Genomic DNA, 15,210 nt, shown 5'->3' with positions numbered 1-15,210 from the left:
CTAACGTCTTCGTTTTATAAATAGCGAAGGTAAAAGGAGGGGAATCTAATGGAACAGCACGCGTCCTTTACATCACTTGTTATCGTCATTAGTTTGGCCTTTTTAACGCCTATACTGTTGCATCGGTTTAAACTCAACATTATACCTGTAGTCGTAGCTGAAATTATTATGGGATTAATTATAGGGAAAAGTGGTTTTGACCTTGTGGAGCAGGATATGTGGCTTGAAACACTTTCCACTTTAGGCTTTATCTTTTTGATGTTTTTAAGTGGTTTGGAAATTGATTTTTCTGCTTTTGCTGGAGGAAATTCAAAAGACAAAAAGGCATCAGGAGCGAAGGTGCCGAATGCTTTTTCCATTTCTATACTAGTGTTTGCAGCTATCTTTGCGGTTTCACTATTTTTGTCCTATGTTTTTGTATGGACCGGTTTTATTGATAATGCCTTTTTGATGACGCTTATTATTTCTACCATTTCACTAGGAGTAGTAGTGCCGACTTTAAAAGATGCACAGATTATGAAAAAGCCAATTGGACAAACCATTTTATTGATTGCGGTTATTGCGGACTTAGTCACGATGATTTTACTAGCCGTATTTGCTTCCGTCTATGATAAATCAGGAAATAGCAATACATGGTTGATTTTAATTTTATTTGGAGTAGGAGTGATTTTATACTTCATAGGGAAGCAGTTTAAAAACCGATCGTTTCTTGAGACAATGTCTAAAGGTACAATTCAAATTGACACGCGCGCCGTATTTGCACTCATTATCATTCTAGTGGGCCTTTCGGAGTCAATTGGTGTTGAAAACATTTTAGGCGCTTTTTTAGCGGGATCACTCGTTTCTCTTCTTGCGCCTAATAAAAACTTAGTTCATAAATTAGATTCGTTTGGCTACGGTTTTTTAATTCCTATCTTTTTTGTGATGGTAGGAGTGAAGCTTGACGTTTGGTCATTGTTCAGTGATAAAAAAGTGCTGATTTTAATGCCTTTATTATTCATTGCATTATTAATATCCAAGCTAGTTCCAGCGTTAATCTTAAGAAAATGGTATGATATGAAAACCGTTTTGGCATCGGGTTTTCTTTTAACATCGACTTTATCACTCGTTATTGCGGCAGCAACGGTTGGTGAAAATATTGGTGTGATTGATTCACAAATGTCCGGTGCGCTGATTTTGGTGGCGATTATTACATGTATTATTACACCTATTATCTTTAGAAAGCTGTTTCCAAAGCCAGAAATCAGTGATAGAAAGCTGAAGGTCAATATGCTTGGTGCAAATCAATTTACACTCCCGGTTATTCGAGAAATGGATCTTGATTTATATGATGTGACGATTTATCATCCTACTCAGGACAAAATTGAAAACCGTACGTCGGATTCCATTTTTAATATCGTCGACATCGATGGATATAGTAAGGAAACGTTAAGAAGTATGGGGATTTTAGATGCGGATGTATTAGTTGTAACAACAGGGGAAGAAGAAAGAAATAGCGACATTGCTCTATTTGCAAAAGAGTATGGTACAGAACGGGTTATTGCCCGCGTAGAAAGTCCTGTCTTAGATGAAAAGATGAAAGAAAATAACATTGAAGTTTTTTCTGTGCTGTTATCTACAACGGCATTGCTAAAAGCTTTAATCGAATCGCCAAATATTTTAAATATCTTAACGAATCAAGAAACAGCACTTTATCAAATTAATATGCGTAACCCTAAATACGAGGGGGTAGAGCTTCGTAAGTTCCCGTTTACAGGAGATGTGATTTTTGTTCGAATCTTCAGAGGGAAAGATTCTATTGTACCTCATGGCGATACAGAGCTTGAATTTGATGATCGTTTGATTGTAACGGGGTCTCGTTCGTATGTGAATGAATTGCGTATGCTTCTTGAGTATAAAATTAGATAAAGGTATTTAGCTGGATTTAGTTTTCTACCTGATTGAATGAGAGGAAGAGACTGAGACAAAAGTATTTTAGCTCAAGTGAAAAACGAACCACTGATCAACATGTTTGATTAGTGGTTCGTTTTTTTTTGTTGTTTTGAAAATAAGTTTCATCTGTTTAGCTCTTTCTAGCAGTTGATTGGAGGGCAAGACGAAGACTCCTGCGGGAAAAGTGGAAGGGGTGAGACCCCGCAGGAGCGCAAGCGACGAGGAGGCTCATTGGCCGCCCGCGGAAAGCGAAGTCTTGCACGGAAATCAACGGCGGTGTAACAAGCGTTCAGCTCATGTATCCTATTTATGCGTCTTTAGATTGAATTAATTTAGTTATATCTCAACTTCTTTTGTGGTATTTTCCTAAATTATATAAAAAAGTATAGTGCTGCTTTTATTTCTAAAAAGGCTGCCGCAAAAAAATAAACAAGTTTTTCCGTGTGCAAGCATACATTTTTAAAAGAACGATAACAAGCAATTGGAGGTATGCTTCATGACTAACTCAAAATCTAAGTCAGAAGAAAATGAGCCGCTAATGTACATTGTCCAGCCAAACGCTACGCAAAACCAGCGTTCTATGCAATATTATTTTAGTTCAAAACAGCAAGACAATAAAGGAATAGAGAAAGAGCATGTGTTAAAAGAAGAGCCCAGCTTTTCTTCTATTCAAGAAGTCAAAGAGCCTGACGTAGAAAAAGTGGAAGAGATTAAGAATGAAAAAAAGGAAGAGCGTTCAATTGTTCCCGTGGATATACCGCAATCAGAGAATAAAAAGCCAAATAAAATGTTTCAGTCTATGACGATTAAAGAAAAAGTTGAATTTCTATGCAGCTTCCCGCCTCATATGTCTCAGCCAATTTGTGAAATTACGTGCCAAAATCAAAAATATATAGGAACAATTTTAGAATTAAAAGAAGGAAGTTTATACGTAAGCGTTCCTCCTAATAAAGAGAAAACAGTATTGACATTTCATGATATTCAAACCATATCTATCGTTAAAATTTAAGTAATTTTAAAAGCTAACAGTGAAGAAGCACGTTAGCTTTTATTTTCATAAGTTTGTGAATGTACGGAGGAATGAAGATGACATGGATTTATCTAACGCTATTTATCTTTGCAACGTTTCGACTTACTCGTCTAATTGTTTTTGATAAAATTACGGCTTTTATTCGGAAGCCGTTTCACAAAATTGTAGAAGATCAAGATGAACAAGGAAATACGGTAACGTACCTGGAGATAAAAGGGAAGGGGCTGCAAAGGTGGATTGGAGAACTGCTCAGCTGCTATTGGTGTACAGGCATATGGTGTGCAGTAGGAATTTATTTTAGTTATGTAGCGATCCCGCACATTGCTATTCCTGTTATTACGATCTTAGCTATTGCAGGGTGTGCAGGAATTATAGAATCTTTTATGAAATAAATGGACGAGTTAAAAGACATATTGATCGTCAATATGTCTTTTAATGATTAAGGGAAATTTAGCACAACTTTATTTAAAAAAGGAATACCTTCCTGCCACTCTTCACTATAGAAAAAGCCTTCTAGAATAAACGAAGTCGTATCAGTGGAGAGAGGAATGACTACTTGAAAAGAGTCAAATAATAATTTGCCTTTGGGCTTTAATACTGTTTGCTTAATGGGTTTAATCCAATATTCACCGTCATTTTGAATTTTTTCGTTCCATTTTGGATGAGCGTAGCGCCATTCTAAAGAAGAAGAGGGGACACTAGAAGCTTCAATATCTTTTTCATCAATGAGCTTCCCGCTTAACATAGCAGAAGCTGTAGGCTTCATTTTTAAGCAAAGTGTTGGAGAGTATAAAGTACTGCTCGTTTGATTTTGAATAATTACGTTGCCGAACATCATCAGCTCGCTTTCATCTTGTTCTGGCAGCAGTATGGAATGTTGGAAGAAACAGAGGATATCGCTTTTTTCGAACCTTTCTATGGGTTTTTCTACAATCTTTTCAATTACTTTCTCCACGATTTTTTCTTCAATAACGGGCTGTTTCCTTGAAGCTTTTTCTCGAAACGCTTCGGCAATAATTTTTTGTTCGGAAAGCTCGTTTCTCAGTAGATCCAGTTCTTTTTCTAATTCTTCAATTTCTACTTCTTTTTCAGATGTAGAAAGCGTCTCAGCGTGTTTCTTTTTCCAAAACGATGTATTTTCTTTTTCTCGCTCTAAAGCTCGTTCATAGCTTTTTAGTTGGTTTTGCACGTTTCGAATTTCTGATTTATAGTGTATGAGCTTTTGTTTTAATTGAGTTAGATCATCTTTAGGGGAAGGGGAGTTACGACTCATCTAGTAGTCTCCTTTCCTGCTGAGCTATAAATTAATCTGGTCGTTAGAGCTGCCCATAGCAGTTTTATTTATATGTATGCAGAAAGCGCGTAAAGGATGAAAAAAGAGGAGAAATATTCTCCTCTGGCTTTTTATCTTGTTAATCAAATTCGTGATGGTCGAAGCCTGACTCTACATCGTCTCCATCAAAATCATCGTGATGTGGTCTTCCAGGGAAAATAGCATCACATTGAGGTGGATATTCAATAGGTGAGCAGCTGCTTGTAGAAATGATTTCAGGGCGAGGGTAGCAGAAGCTTCCTTCTACTTCAACTTTAACATCTTTTTCAATTTGAACACTTAGGCATAACATAAGATCAAAGCTTAATTGCTGTAAGTGACAATCTGATAATCTGAGAGAACCGTCAGTTCCTTCAAAAGATTCAAGGTGGACAACAGGTTCTGTTCCTTCCGGGGCGCATAAATAGAATGTTTGATGTATTTTCCAAGGAATAACGCTAGATTCAACCTCATCGTGTTTGTGATGTCCATTCAATTCAATTAACTTAACTCGGTAAAAGCCGCTAATTGATAATTTTACTTCATGAAGAACAACAACTTCTCCATCTGGTAACACAATTTTTTTAGGTCTGCGACCACCGTGCGGCACAAGCTCAATCACGTTATCAAGTGCGTCTTCATCTGAAGGATCTACAGGGTGACCTTCACTATCTGTTAAAACAATTTCCACTTCTACGTCATGGCCTAAATCTTTAAGTGCTTCTTCTTCAAATAATGAAGTGTCGTTCGTAAAGATTTGTGGTAAAACAACTTGACGTCTAACCCAGTCGTACACTTTAGGTACGCGGATACATAATGATTCAAAAAGTTCTGCCATTTTTAAACCTCCTAATTGTAATTGTCCTTCCTTTACGCTTTTTGTTACTAGGTATCGGACTACTATAGTGTATGAATGACCTGCTTTTATGTTCCTTAGTAAAAGCGGAATTTATCGGAATAAATCCTAGTTGGAGCGAGCATAAAAAATGAAGGAAATAATAAACTCAATTACAGCATATTCATGTTAATAAAAAGTGTTATTCATCTTTAACTGATTTTTTAGAAGCTGTGGGTTATTTATAATGGAGGAGTGAAGGGCATGAGCGAGGAAAAAACAAAACAATATATTGCTTCATTGAAGTCGGAGTTGGCTTTTTATAAAGAAGAATATCAAAAATTCAAGCACCAAGAATTTGAATATGAAGATATGAAGGAAGAGTTATTGGAATTACAGCAAAAGCATGAAGAAGAAAAAAAGAAGCTAGAGGAAAAAATAGATTGGCTTAAAGCATGCGTCAATGAACAAAAATCAAAAACCGAACAGTCTATTGTACAGTACAATCATCAAGCTCAAGGGACAATTCAAGAACTGCAAAATCGGCTGCGTGAAGTGACAGAGCAAAAGGGAGGAGAAAGACCGAGAGTGAGGAAACAAAAAAACAGCACGGATTTATTTTTGTCCCTGCAGCGCAAAATGGACAAATAAGATAGAACGTCTTTCTTTAGTCCTGAATATAATGTTATAGATAGGATGCTGTGAAAAGGAGGGAAACATGATGTATTATCATTATAATTATAATCCTAATCAATACCCTCAGCCCCTGCCTTATCATCCACAACCAATGACAAAACAATCGGTGAAGAAAGGGCATGCCATTCCTAAGCCAGTCCAGTACCCTTCTCCAAAACAAGGTGGTTGCGGCTGCGGTTCAAAGTTACCAAAGCGATAAGCAATAGAAGCATTGTCACTCGGACAATGCTTTTTTACATGGAGTGGAGAGAGGTGTAGAGATGCCAGATTTTTTCGATGAATTTGAACGGTTTTTTGAACAGCATATGATGGGAGAACATCGAAAGAGAATGAAAGAAGTAGAAAAAGCAGAAAATCAGATGGAACAGCAAGAGAGGAAACTGCAGCAAAATGTAAAAAGACTTGATGAGCAAGATGCTGAAGATCCGTTTGGACAATGAAATTTAATGTACACAGTTGAAAAGCCCATACAAAATCATATTATTGAACATACAGTATAGAGAGTAAAACAGAGGGGGTGTAATATTATGGGCTGCGGATTTGGCTACGGTGGTTGTGGTTACGGTGGTGGCTACGGCGGTGGTTTTGCGTTAATCGTTGTATTATTCATTCTATTAATTATTGTTGGTTGTGTTTGTTTTTACAATTAATCCCTTCTATGAATAAGGCACCGAAAAGTGCGGGTGAAGTTTCACTCGCACTTTATTTTTTTATTAAATGTAAAGGGCACCATCTAGGCACATGGTGCATACGATGAAGTATAAATAAAGGAGGTCATGCAAAATGGATAATAATATGTTTAAAAATATAGAAAAGAAAACAGGCGTTAATATGAAGGATATTTTTGAACTTGCGAATTCTGTACAAAATGCTAATTTTAAAGATGAGCAAACGGTGCGTAATATTGTGAAGCGAGTAGCACAAATTGCGAATAAGCCAATTTCAAAACAAAAAGAAGAACAAATTGTTAAGGCGATTGCAAACAATAATCAATCCATTGATTTTGCGACCATCGCTAAAATGCTAAATGAGAAAAAATAATTTAATATTTTTATATAAAGCCCTGAGGTGTCAGGGCTTTTTTCCATTTAGGCAATTTCATTTGTTTGAAATGCGTTAGAATCAAGATCAAACAGTTCGGGATGCTGTGCTAAGTAATTAATTTCTTTAATACGATGAGCGATAGGAGGGTGAGTTGAAGTAGCTTGATTCAACCACATAAAAAAACCTTTTTCCTGTGAGTGCGTATGAACAAATTCTTCCTGATTTACTTTTTTATTTAGACAATGACCAACCGCAAGTATAGTGAGTGCTTGAGTGGCAGCTTTTGCATCACCAATCGCAACGGAAGCTATGCGATCACATGTATATTCACAGGCCCTAGAGTAAGCTTTTCCTAAAAAAGGAACCCAAAGAGCAGGTAGAATAAGTGAGTGGTAGAGTGTGTGCTTACGTTTGATATGAACTAATTCGTGGGCAATGATAAAAGAAAGTTCTTTTTCTTGATTATCTTCAATCATTTCAACAATGTCGGAGTATAAAACGACAAAGTGACGTCCAAAAAAACGTGTAGCAAACGCGTTTAATAAGCCGCCTGATTGAACAATATAAATATCGGGCAGCTCTAAATCCAGCTCTGAAGATAAATGTTTTGCCTGATGATAAGTATGCGGGAACTGCTTCTCTGTCAATCTAACTCCATTATTGCGAATTTGAGCAATAGAGAAACCGTGTAGCATAAATGTAATGAAAAAACCGATTGCAATGTAGAGAATGCCGACGAGTGAAATAATTAAAAACAAATAGGTTAATAAGCTGATAACCATACACAAAATGAAAAAAATCTTTTCATTTTCATGAATAAGCTTTGCGTTCAATAATGGAACCTCCTAAAATATAGTAATGCAGTACATAACGTAGTGTAACGCATCTACTTATGAATATCTACCTCTTAGTGGAATGTTTGGTTAATAATAGAGGTTGAAACGTAACGAAATCAATCCAATCTAAAGAGGAGAAAATTGGATACATGAGCTCCTACGGGGTCTCATCCCTTCCGCTTTTCCCCAAAGAGCCCTCCAATCAACAGCTAGAAGCAACTAAATATATTAACTCTACATGTACATGACAATAAAAAGTACGAACGGTTAATCAATAATTTTGATTAACCGTTCGTACTTCAATTTGACTAAAATACTTTTGTCCCAGCCTTTTTTGCTTTATACTTTTTTTATAAAAGACTTCAGAAATCTTGAAGGATAAGCGGTTTTACCTCTTCTAGTTTGCGGAACAGATAAGTAAAGTGAATTCTGTGCACGCGTCATGGCTACATATAAAAGGCGGCGTTCTTCTTGAAGCGGCACATCATCTCCGCCTCGATAAGCTTCGAGTGCATAATCATGAGGCAATCCTCCGTCTACGCTGCTCAGTACGTATACATGCTTATATTCAAGACCCTTTGCTCGGTGAATGGTGGTTAGCTGAATACTTTCATTAAATTGCTTGCTTAAAGCTTTCATCTCTGTGTTCATGGCAATCATATGATCCACATGCTCTAACAGTTCAGGTACGGTTTTGAATTTACGTGCTACAACTTTTAAATCCCGCACGTCATCCGAACCTTTTTCCATCATATTTCCTTCATTTCCGCGTTTTTTGACAAAATCATCGAATCCCATATCCTTAGAAATCGTCTCAAGTGCCAAAGAAGGAGACATTGATTTTAGCGACTTGAATAAAGGAATTACTTTCTTGAGCTTTTTTTGCTGAAACGGTTTTAAATCTTGAAGATATTCAAGCGCATCAATAAATGTACCATCATGAAGAATACTTGCTGCTTTTAAGTCATTGACTGCTGTTTTCTTTAAAAAGAGTGCGTTCACTAAATCTTGTAGCGAACTTGCGTCATTTGGATTCACGCTCAAGCGTAGAAATGAAAGTAAACTTCGAACCATTCTTCTTTTATAAAACGAATCCGCATCTTGTTCGATTGAAAATGGCAGGTTTGACTGCGATAAACGTTCAAAGATGGCGCGTGAAGAAGCGTGAGTTCGGTACAAGACCGCGAAGTCAGTTGGAGAAGCTCCTTGCTTAATCTTTTCTTTCATATCCGTTACAATCATTGTTGCTTCTTCTTCTTCGTCGTATGGAAAGAAGAAGGTAGGTCTTAACTCATTATCAAACTGGGCAGCCATTTCTTTTTGTCGGCGCGCTGTATTTCGTGCAATTACTTTATTAGCGGAAGAAACGATGGCGTGAGCTGAACGATAATTTTGGTTTAACGTAATAACAGTTGTATGAGCAAAATCTTTTTCAAAGTTTAAGATGAACGAAGGGTCGCTTCCGCGGAAAGCGTAAATTGATTGATCATCATCTCCTACGACACACAAGTTTTTAGAGTCTTCACTTAGCATTTTCATAATTTTATATTGAACTTTATTGATATCTTGAAATTCGTCAATTAAAAAATAGCGAAATCTTTTTTGATAACGAGTTAGCAAATCGGGATTTTGTTTTAGCATTTCATAACATCCATACAGCATGTCATCAAAATCGAATAGCTGTTTTTGCTTTTTGACTTCTTCATAGCGACGATATAAAAAGTGCACATCTTGTTCCCATTTGTCTTTTGGGCGAACATCTTTCACGCCAACAAGCGTGTTTTTCCAATAGCCGATTTGCTGAAGTGCCTGATCAAACGGGAAATCTTTTTCATCCACGTGGAGCTCTCTTGCTGCTTCTTTCACGATCTGTTCTTTTTGCCAATCCCATTTCAGCAGGCGATCCATTTGCCACGCTTGAGGATTGTGATGAACAATCATACGTAAGAAAATGCTGTGAAAAGTTCCAACTAGCATTTGACGAAGATGTAAGCCGGACATCTTTGGATATGTAGCCAATCGTTCTTTCATTTCTTTAGCTGATTTAGCCGTGAAAGTCACCAGCATAATGGATTTTGGATCAATTTGTTTTTCTTGTATCATATATGCGGTGCGAGCTGTTAATACACGCGTTTTTCCGCTTCCTGCACCGGCTAGAATAAGAAGAGGTCCTTCTGAATGTGTAACAGCTTTCCATTGGTTCGAATCTAATTCAATACCGCTCTCTTTAAATTCATTTAAATAAGTAGAGTCAGAGTGTTTAGGAACAGGTGGTTTTGAGCGAAAAGCAGGAACACTTGAAAAAGGCGCGGAAGACCTCCATGTCGCTTTCTCTTTTACAGTTGAATTTTTCTCACCAATAGCTCGTCCTTTAGGAATACGAAATCCATTGGTTTCTCTGTATTCAGCCGGAGTTTCTTTTATTTGTTGTACAGCTGTTGTTTCTGATAGTGTGTCTGAACACTCTTCTCTTTCATGAGGAACTTGAGCATGATAAAAGTAAGGAGAATGTTCAATCCCCAGATATAATTTAACTGGTTCTCCGCAGTGAGCACATGTTATTTCTCCTCGGAGACTAGCTTCATATAAATATTGAAATCGGTCTCTAGCCGTTATAGCAAGATTAAGTATCTGTTTTTGATAAAGTGCACGTTGCAAAAAACATGGCCTCCTTTGTAAAACATGAACAATCAATAGTAAATAAGAGGGAGTTAAAGCAAGAAGCCGCTCTTGTTCTACATCGATATAGATGTGTATATACGCACAGTTTTTATTCTATAATCAAAGTCTATCATATCAAAATCATCTTTTTTTAAAAAGAGTACGGATATTTTTGGAGGGATACGATATAAAAAAGGGTATATATTGAGTAAGAGATCACATATGTTCAAAAAAAGGAGGTATAGATACAAAGTGCTATCTGTTTTGAACAAGTCTAGAAGAGGGCGTAAGTGAGCTGTTTCAATGTCGATACTTCTTGCGAAAAATACTGAGGTCTGGGAGTAGAAGGTATCTTGAAAAAGAGGAGGGTTCATATGGGATATATACTGCCCGTCACGCCTTATCAGTCTATTCAATATGCAAATCGCCTTCAAAAAAATAATGCTTCTTTTTCAAATCGTATTTGGCCTGTCCAGAAAAAAAGCTTTGACGAAGAGTTTGAATCGCGTTCTCACTCATTGGAATTGACGCCAAGTTCAGTACAAAAGCGAAAAAAGCTTCAAGCAGCAGAGCGTGTATACAGCAAGCTAACAAATAAGGGCCTAGTGATTAATACACGGGTATAATAGAAAAAATCGTGAACGCAGCAGAATGAATGCGCTCACGATTTTTAACAAAGTAATGAACAAGTAAAAAACACCTTAGTAAGATTCAATAAAAAGTGTACGGCCCTGCTGCCATTCAGCATAAAGCACCTGTTTATAATCGGTAAATCCCTGTTTTTTTAATTGTTTCTTTAGCCAGTCTTCATCAAAGCCTGACTGAATTAAGTTTTTCAAAAGCAAACGTCCATCACTGACGAAGGCGATAGATAAAACAGGTTCAGAAGGAGGCAGCTGCAGATCGCTTCTTGTTGGCTTAGCATAATCAGATTTTGGCAATACGCTTAGCGAGCCATCTGTTTCTAAAATCGCATATTCAACTTCACGAATGGAAAATATGTCTTTTGAACGCAGCATATGAAGAAGCTGATCGATATCTAATCGATTTTTGCTAAGTTCTTTGTACGAAATTTTCCCTTTTCGAATAATAATAGATGGCCGTCCTTCTAAAAACAAGCGCAGGCGAATATTTTTTTGAGTAATAACTTCGGTGACATAAATAAGCGCTCCCCAAAAGATAACAGCAAATAAAATTTTGCCTATGCCTACTTCTGAGTCATATAACGCATTTCCTACTAACTCTCCTAATACAAGAGCAGAGATAAAATCAAAAGTGGTAAGCTGAGTGATCGTCGCTCTGCCTAAAAATTTAGTTAAGATAAACAAGCAGATAAATCCGATAAAGAGTTCTAGTGCAATTCCGATAAGTTCATCCATATTTTCACCTAATTCACATGATTAGGTATTAGTATAAGCAAAGCAAAGGTTCTTATCCTTTAAAAAAGCAAAAACACCAGGTTCAATTCCTAGTGTTTTTTACTTAGTTTCTTTACCATCTCTACATGTGGAATTCCAGCATCCATAAATTCACCTGAAACCGTTACGTAGCCTAGCTTTTTATAAAATCCTTCCGCATGCGTTTGAGCATGCAGCTTAATCTTTTCAATCTCATGCTCTGCTGCGATCTCTTCTAGCTTATCCATCAAAAGCTTTCCTACACCGTCTTTTCGATAAGAAGAAAGAACGCAGATTCGTTCGGCTTTTCCATAGTCCTCTACCATACGGAAGCGTCCTGCCCCAATTGGTGCATTTCCTTTGTATACAACTAAATGCAGGGCTTCGGAATCGTATTCATCGATTTCTTGCTCTACATCAACCTGCTGTTCTTCTACAAATACTTTTTGACGTACGAAGTAAGCATCAGAAGGATCTTGTTTGTTCGTTAGTACTTTGATGTTCACGTATCTTATCCCTTTCCAAGACGAAATGTTTCAAACACAGTCCATGTTTCATTTTCAAGCTGGTACATTAAATGAAAGCGATCAACTGTTTCTTCATGAGCGACATCTACAAGCTTCAACTGGCTATACACATCTAAGTGCTCATCATCTGAAAGTCGTTGACCAATTGTAATATGTGGAATAAATGAATACTCAGTTGGTTGTTCGAGATTGCCTTCATGAAGTTTATTGTAAAGTGACGTCAGTTCTGGCTTTTGTTCCACTTTTAAGTAAATAACGTTATTGGCTGGTGAAAATGAGCTTACTTTCGTTACATTTAATGTAAATGGATTTGTTTCTTCGGCAATTTTACGCAAATTAGCCGCAATTTCGTCAATTTGGTCTTCTGTAGCTTCAAAGACTTCTTTTAATGTAAGATGAGGCGGAATTAATGAATAGTGAGAATCATAGCGCTTTCGATAAGAATTCGCTACATCTTGCAATTTTTTAGATGGAAAAAGTACAACGCCAAATTTCATAAAAAATCCCTCCAAAGTAAGATCATAAAATATGTATAAAGCGAGCTTATTATAACAAATTTTCAAAAAATATGATATCTTTCTACTTCAACATATATTGAAGCGACCGCTTTACGTCTTTTTGCCAGTATTTCCACGTATGATTTCCATTAAATTCTTCGTAGAAAACAGAATATCCACGCTGCTTCATTTGTTCGTGCAACAGGCGGTTAGGCTCAATAAAGTTCAATATACCGTCTTGTGTTGTTTTGACATCCGTTTCTTCCGTTCCAATAACATGATACAAATCCAGAAGTGAAGGAGAAGCAAATGAGTTGACCGTTTGTAATACAGCATCGTTCACGAAAGGAGAATGCATAATTACTTTCCCGAACGTGTGAGGATACGCAATGGCCGTCAGCAGTGAAACTGTAGCAGCAAGCGAATCACCAATTAGAACACGCGATTTTCCCATTTGATATGTAGGATATGTTTTATCCAAAAATGGCACAAGTTCATGTGCTAAAAAGCGAATGTAAGCATCTACCTGCTTTCCTTCTGGATGATACTTATCGCGTCTGTCTTCCACGCTTTTATATGGAATTCCAACAAAAATAGTACGATCGATTTCTGACTCGTTCATTAAATCATCGATTAAACGAGGTGTACGTCCGTACATAACATAATCTTTTCCGTCTTGGGCGATAAGTAGAGAATACTTATAGAGCGTAGAATAGTTTGACGGCAAATAGACTAGTAACGTGACATCTTCTTGCAGAGCGTCACTATAAAAAGAAATTTCTTCTAACTTCCGCTTACTTTCTGACATGAATAATCGACTCCTATGCATTTGAATGAAAGCGTTACCTTTATTGTAACACATTTTCTAAAAATCGTTCTTTATTTTATTGTAACGAATTTTTTAGCGAATGACGAGAAAGAGGCATGCGTTGCTAAAAAAAGAGGTTGGGACGTAACGAAATGAATTTCATCCAAACATGAACAATCTGGATATATAATCTGGGCAGCTTGCTCGGCCGCAGTTGATTTCCGTGCAAGACTCCGCTTTCCGCGGGCGGCCGGTGAGCCTCCTCGTCGCTTGTGCTCCTGCGGGGTCTCACCTGTTCCGCTGTTTCCGCAGGAGTCTTCGACTTGCCCTCCAATCAACTGCTAGAAGGAATGAAACAGATAAAACCTGCGTCCACTTTAACAAAAAAAAACGAATCATCAATCAAACAGTTTGATTGATGATTCGTTTTTTTGTTAATCTAATTTTTTCATCTTTTTAAACATATCTTTTTCTGCTTGAGTGGCTTTTTCTAGCGGTTTTTTCGTATATTCCTCTTCTTTTTCATCAATCGAAACCAATTCTGTGTCATTTTTTACATAACTTCGGATATTGCGAGCACCGAAATAGCCGTTTACATCTTTCAAAATAGGCTTGTTTTCTTTTTGATCATAAAGAGTATATGAATTCTCTTCTTTAACGATAGCATAGTGATTTCCTGCGAGCAGAGCCACTGCTTCTTTTTCGCTTTTTCCAAAAGTAGACATGAGAAACAGAACGATTAAGATGATAAAGAAAAGGGCTGTTGCGCCAATGAAAAATAATAATAAGCCTCTGCTAAATTTACTTTGTTTTTCTTCCACAGTAGACAAACCTCCTGATTCGATAATTTTATTATAGCAAGTAAATGTAATGAGCGCCTAAAGAGATATGTGACGAGTTTATGAACTCAGGCGGATGAACAAAAAAGGTTTTTAGCGGCTCTCATCGAATTTAGTATAAAGAGAGACAACAACTTGAAAAGGAGAGAGAGACATGACAGCGAAAAAAATCCCAACGAGCAAAGAAGTAGCAAAGGCAACATTTAATTTGCTGGAAGAGCGTGGCGTAACAGTTTTGGATATTGCTGAAATTGTGTATGATTTACAGCTTCCTTATCATCCAGCTCTAACCATTCAGGAATGCGCTGAAAGCGTAGAGAGAGTACTGCAAAAGCGAGAAATTCAGCATGCCCTTCTAGTTGGAATCGAACTTGATAAGTTAGCTGAGCAAAATAAATTATCAGAACCTCTTCAAAGTATTGTAGAACAAGACGAAGGGTTGTTTGGCGTTGACGAAACGATTGCTTTAGGTGCCGTTTTAACCTATGGCAGTATCGCTGTTACGACCTTTGGCTATTTAGATAAAGTAAAAGTAGGTATTATTGAAAAGCTGGACTGTAAAAAAGAAAAAGGAGTTAATACCTTTTTAGATGATTTGGTAGCGAGCGTAGCTTCTAGTGCGGCAAGTCGTTTGGCTCACCGTCAGCGTGATGAACAAGAACAGCTGCAAGAAGGCAATCCGGCTACGTAATAAACTTCTTTTAGTATGTATATAAGCTGCGTAAATTAACGCGTTAAAATGATTTAGTCTTTTATTTGAATAACGGAGGCTAGGCACGTAGGAGATACGTGCCTA

At 37.2% G+C, this 15,210-nt stretch carries 21 protein-coding genes; 11 read left to right on the top strand and 10 right to left on the bottom strand.

Annotated elements, in window-relative coordinates; genetic code table 11:
- The first annotated feature begins 48 nt into the window (after positions 1–48).
- The 4 genes from ACH6EI_RS20805 (at position 49) to ACH6EI_RS20790 (ending at position 3,354) form a co-directional block, all read left to right on the top strand.
- Entirely contained in the window at positions 49–1,908 is a 1,860-nt protein-coding gene (locus ACH6EI_RS20805) for a monovalent cation:proton antiporter family protein (RefSeq protein ID WP_028412348.1), read from the top strand.
- Between the two features lie 171 nt (positions 1,909–2,079).
- Positions 2,080–2,214, top strand: a complete 135-nt coding sequence (locus ACH6EI_RS20800) for a hypothetical protein (protein WP_255256918.1) — start codon at positions 2,080–2,082, stop codon at positions 2,212–2,214.
- A gap of 214 nt (positions 2,215–2,428) precedes the next feature.
- Positions 2,429–2,941: a CotO family spore coat protein gene (locus tag ACH6EI_RS20795; RefSeq protein WP_033578056.1), complete on the top strand. Its 513-nt coding sequence runs from the start codon at positions 2,429–2,431 to the stop codon at positions 2,939–2,941.
- A gap of 77 nt (positions 2,942–3,018) precedes the next feature.
- Positions 3,019–3,354 carry a DUF1360 domain-containing protein gene (locus tag ACH6EI_RS20790; protein WP_098113532.1) on the top strand — a complete coding sequence of 112 codons (336 nt, stop codon included), beginning with the start codon at positions 3,019–3,021 and terminating at the stop codon, positions 3,352–3,354.
- 47 nt (positions 3,355–3,401) lie between these two features.
- Here ACH6EI_RS20790 and ACH6EI_RS20785 read toward each other — a convergent pair whose 3' ends face one another.
- Both ACH6EI_RS20785 and ACH6EI_RS20780 read right to left on the bottom strand, forming a co-directional pair.
- On the bottom strand, positions 3,402–4,235 hold the full coding sequence (locus ACH6EI_RS20785; RefSeq protein WP_098113531.1) for a hypothetical protein: 834 nt from the start codon (positions 4,233–4,235) through the stop codon (positions 3,402–3,404).
- A gap of 139 nt (positions 4,236–4,374) precedes the next feature.
- Positions 4,375–5,112, bottom strand: coding sequence for a BMQ_0737 family morphogenetic spore coat protein (locus tag ACH6EI_RS20780; protein ID WP_028412344.1), 738 nt, complete (start codon positions 5,110–5,112; stop codon positions 4,375–4,377).
- 261 nt (positions 5,113–5,373) lie between these two features.
- On the opposite strand from ACH6EI_RS20780, the gene ACH6EI_RS20775 reads away from it, so the two are divergent.
- From ACH6EI_RS20775 to spoVIF, 5 genes are all read left to right on the top strand, one after another.
- Entirely contained in the window at positions 5,374–5,760 is a 387-nt protein-coding gene (locus tag ACH6EI_RS20775; RefSeq protein ID WP_028412343.1) for a hypothetical protein, read from the top strand.
- Between the two features lie 67 nt (positions 5,761–5,827).
- Positions 5,828–6,004: a hypothetical protein gene (locus ACH6EI_RS20770; protein ID WP_167387307.1), complete on the top strand. Its 177-nt coding sequence runs from the start codon at positions 5,828–5,830 to the stop codon at positions 6,002–6,004.
- A 61-nt stretch (positions 6,005–6,065) separates the two neighbouring features.
- Positions 6,066–6,245 (top strand): hypothetical protein, encoded by a 180-nt coding sequence (locus ACH6EI_RS20765; protein ID WP_014461555.1) that lies wholly within the window; start codon positions 6,066–6,068, stop codon positions 6,243–6,245.
- A gap of 87 nt (positions 6,246–6,332) precedes the next feature.
- Positions 6,333–6,455 carry a YjcZ family sporulation protein gene (locus tag ACH6EI_RS20760; protein ID WP_013055448.1) on the top strand — a complete coding sequence of 41 codons (123 nt, stop codon included), beginning with the start codon at positions 6,333–6,335 and terminating at the stop codon, positions 6,453–6,455.
- A 133-nt stretch (positions 6,456–6,588) separates the two neighbouring features.
- Positions 6,589–6,846, top strand: coding sequence for a sporulation-specific transcription regulator SpoVIF (spoVIF, locus tag ACH6EI_RS20755; protein ID WP_013055449.1), 258 nt, complete (start codon positions 6,589–6,591; stop codon positions 6,844–6,846).
- Between the two features lie 47 nt (positions 6,847–6,893).
- Here the strand turns inward: spoVIF and ACH6EI_RS20750 are convergent, their stop codons facing one another.
- Both ACH6EI_RS20750 and ACH6EI_RS20745 read right to left on the bottom strand, forming a co-directional pair.
- Positions 6,894–7,682: a M48 family metallopeptidase gene (locus tag ACH6EI_RS20750; protein ID WP_028412342.1), complete on the bottom strand. Its 789-nt coding sequence runs from the start codon at positions 7,680–7,682 to the stop codon at positions 6,894–6,896.
- A 342-nt stretch (positions 7,683–8,024) separates the two neighbouring features.
- The gene (locus ACH6EI_RS20745) at positions 8,025–10,343 is read right to left on the bottom strand and encodes an ATP-dependent helicase (protein WP_098113530.1); all 2,319 of its coding nucleotides are present in this window, start codon (positions 10,341–10,343) and stop codon (positions 8,025–8,027) included.
- Between the two features lie 377 nt (positions 10,344–10,720).
- On the opposite strand from ACH6EI_RS20745, the gene ACH6EI_RS20740 reads away from it, so the two are divergent.
- A complete protein-coding gene (locus tag ACH6EI_RS20740; RefSeq protein ID WP_033578061.1) occupies positions 10,721–10,972 on the top strand; it encodes a hypothetical protein in 252 nt (83 codons plus the stop codon).
- Positions 10,973–11,047: 75 nt separating this feature from the next.
- On the opposite strand, the gene ACH6EI_RS20735 is transcribed toward ACH6EI_RS20740, so the two are convergent.
- The 6 genes from ACH6EI_RS20735 to ACH6EI_RS20710 form a co-directional block, all read right to left on the bottom strand.
- Positions 11,048–11,725 carry a DUF421 domain-containing protein gene (locus ACH6EI_RS20735; RefSeq protein ID WP_028412339.1) on the bottom strand — a complete coding sequence of 226 codons (678 nt, stop codon included), beginning with the start codon at positions 11,723–11,725 and terminating at the stop codon, positions 11,048–11,050.
- Between the two features lie 89 nt (positions 11,726–11,814).
- The gene (locus ACH6EI_RS20730; protein ID WP_028412338.1) at positions 11,815–12,249 is read right to left on the bottom strand and encodes a GNAT family N-acetyltransferase; all 435 of its coding nucleotides are present in this window, start codon (positions 12,247–12,249) and stop codon (positions 11,815–11,817) included.
- Between the two features lie 5 nt (positions 12,250–12,254).
- Positions 12,255–12,767, bottom strand: a complete 513-nt coding sequence (locus ACH6EI_RS20725) for a YjcG family protein (protein WP_013055455.1) — start codon at positions 12,765–12,767, stop codon at positions 12,255–12,257.
- Between the two features lie 82 nt (positions 12,768–12,849).
- The gene (locus ACH6EI_RS20720) at positions 12,850–13,575 is read right to left on the bottom strand and encodes an alpha/beta hydrolase (protein WP_028412337.1); all 726 of its coding nucleotides are present in this window, start codon (positions 13,573–13,575) and stop codon (positions 12,850–12,852) included.
- A gap of 71 nt (positions 13,576–13,646) precedes the next feature.
- Positions 13,647–13,913 (bottom strand): hypothetical protein, encoded by a 267-nt coding sequence (locus tag ACH6EI_RS20715; RefSeq protein WP_099000632.1) that lies wholly within the window; start codon positions 13,911–13,913, stop codon positions 13,647–13,649.
- A 96-nt stretch (positions 13,914–14,009) separates the two neighbouring features.
- A complete protein-coding gene (locus ACH6EI_RS20710) occupies positions 14,010–14,396 on the bottom strand; it encodes a hypothetical protein (RefSeq protein ID WP_028412336.1) in 387 nt (128 codons plus the stop codon).
- Positions 14,397–14,568: 172 nt separating this feature from the next.
- Between ACH6EI_RS20710 and ACH6EI_RS20705 the strand changes: the two genes are divergently transcribed.
- Positions 14,569–15,105, top strand: coding sequence for a phosphatidylglycerophosphatase A family protein (locus tag ACH6EI_RS20705; protein ID WP_028412335.1), 537 nt, complete (start codon positions 14,569–14,571; stop codon positions 15,103–15,105).
- Positions 15,106–15,210: the final 105 nt, after the last annotated feature.

The organism is Priestia sp. JSM ZJ58, from assembly GCF_044383985.1.
In the GTDB taxonomy this organism is placed as follows: Bacteria; Bacillota; Bacilli; order Bacillales; family Bacillaceae_H; genus Priestia; species Priestia zanthoxyli.
This window is presented reverse-complemented; position numbering and strand designations above follow the sequence as displayed.

Bases quoted from the DNA above. Each gene is read 5' to 3' on its own strand.
- ACH6EI_RS20760 (WP_013055448.1), top strand. From the start codon at position 6,333: ATGGGCTGCGGATTTGGCTACGGTGGTTGTGGTTACGGTGGTGGCTAC.
- ACH6EI_RS20765 (WP_014461555.1), top strand. From the start codon at position 6,066: ATGCCAGATTTTTTCGATGAATTTGAACGGTTTTTTGAACAGCATATG.
- spoVIF (WP_013055449.1), top strand. From the start codon at position 6,589: ATGGATAATAATATGTTTAAAAATATAGAAAAGAAAACAGGCGTTAAT.
- ACH6EI_RS20780 (WP_028412344.1), bottom strand. From the start codon at position 5,112: ATGGCAGAACTTTTTGAATCATTATGTATCCGCGTACCTAAAGTGTAC.
- ACH6EI_RS20740 (WP_033578061.1), top strand. From the start codon at position 10,721: ATGGGATATATACTGCCCGTCACGCCTTATCAGTCTATTCAATATGCA.
- ACH6EI_RS20790 (WP_098113532.1), top strand. From the start codon at position 3,019: ATGACATGGATTTATCTAACGCTATTTATCTTTGCAACGTTTCGACTT.
- ACH6EI_RS20795 (WP_033578056.1), top strand. From the start codon at position 2,429: ATGACTAACTCAAAATCTAAGTCAGAAGAAAATGAGCCGCTAATGTAC.
- ACH6EI_RS20775 (WP_028412343.1), top strand. From the start codon at position 5,374: ATGAGCGAGGAAAAAACAAAACAATATATTGCTTCATTGAAGTCGGAG.
- ACH6EI_RS20770 (WP_167387307.1), top strand. From the start codon at position 5,828: ATGATGTATTATCATTATAATTATAATCCTAATCAATACCCTCAGCCC.
- ACH6EI_RS20720 (WP_028412337.1), bottom strand. From the start codon at position 13,575: ATGTCAGAAAGTAAGCGGAAGTTAGAAGAAATTTCTTTTTATAGTGAC.
- ACH6EI_RS20785 (WP_098113531.1), bottom strand. From the start codon at position 4,235: ATGAGTCGTAACTCCCCTTCCCCTAAAGATGATCTAACTCAATTAAAA.
- ACH6EI_RS20805 (WP_028412348.1), top strand. From the start codon at position 49: ATGGAACAGCACGCGTCCTTTACATCACTTGTTATCGTCATTAGTTTG.
- ACH6EI_RS20705 (WP_028412335.1), top strand. From the start codon at position 14,569: ATGACAGCGAAAAAAATCCCAACGAGCAAAGAAGTAGCAAAGGCAACA.
- ACH6EI_RS20735 (WP_028412339.1), bottom strand. From the start codon at position 11,725: ATGGATGAACTTATCGGAATTGCACTAGAACTCTTTATCGGATTTATC.
- ACH6EI_RS20725 (WP_013055455.1), bottom strand. From the start codon at position 12,767: ATGAAATTTGGCGTTGTACTTTTTCCATCTAAAAAATTGCAAGATGTA.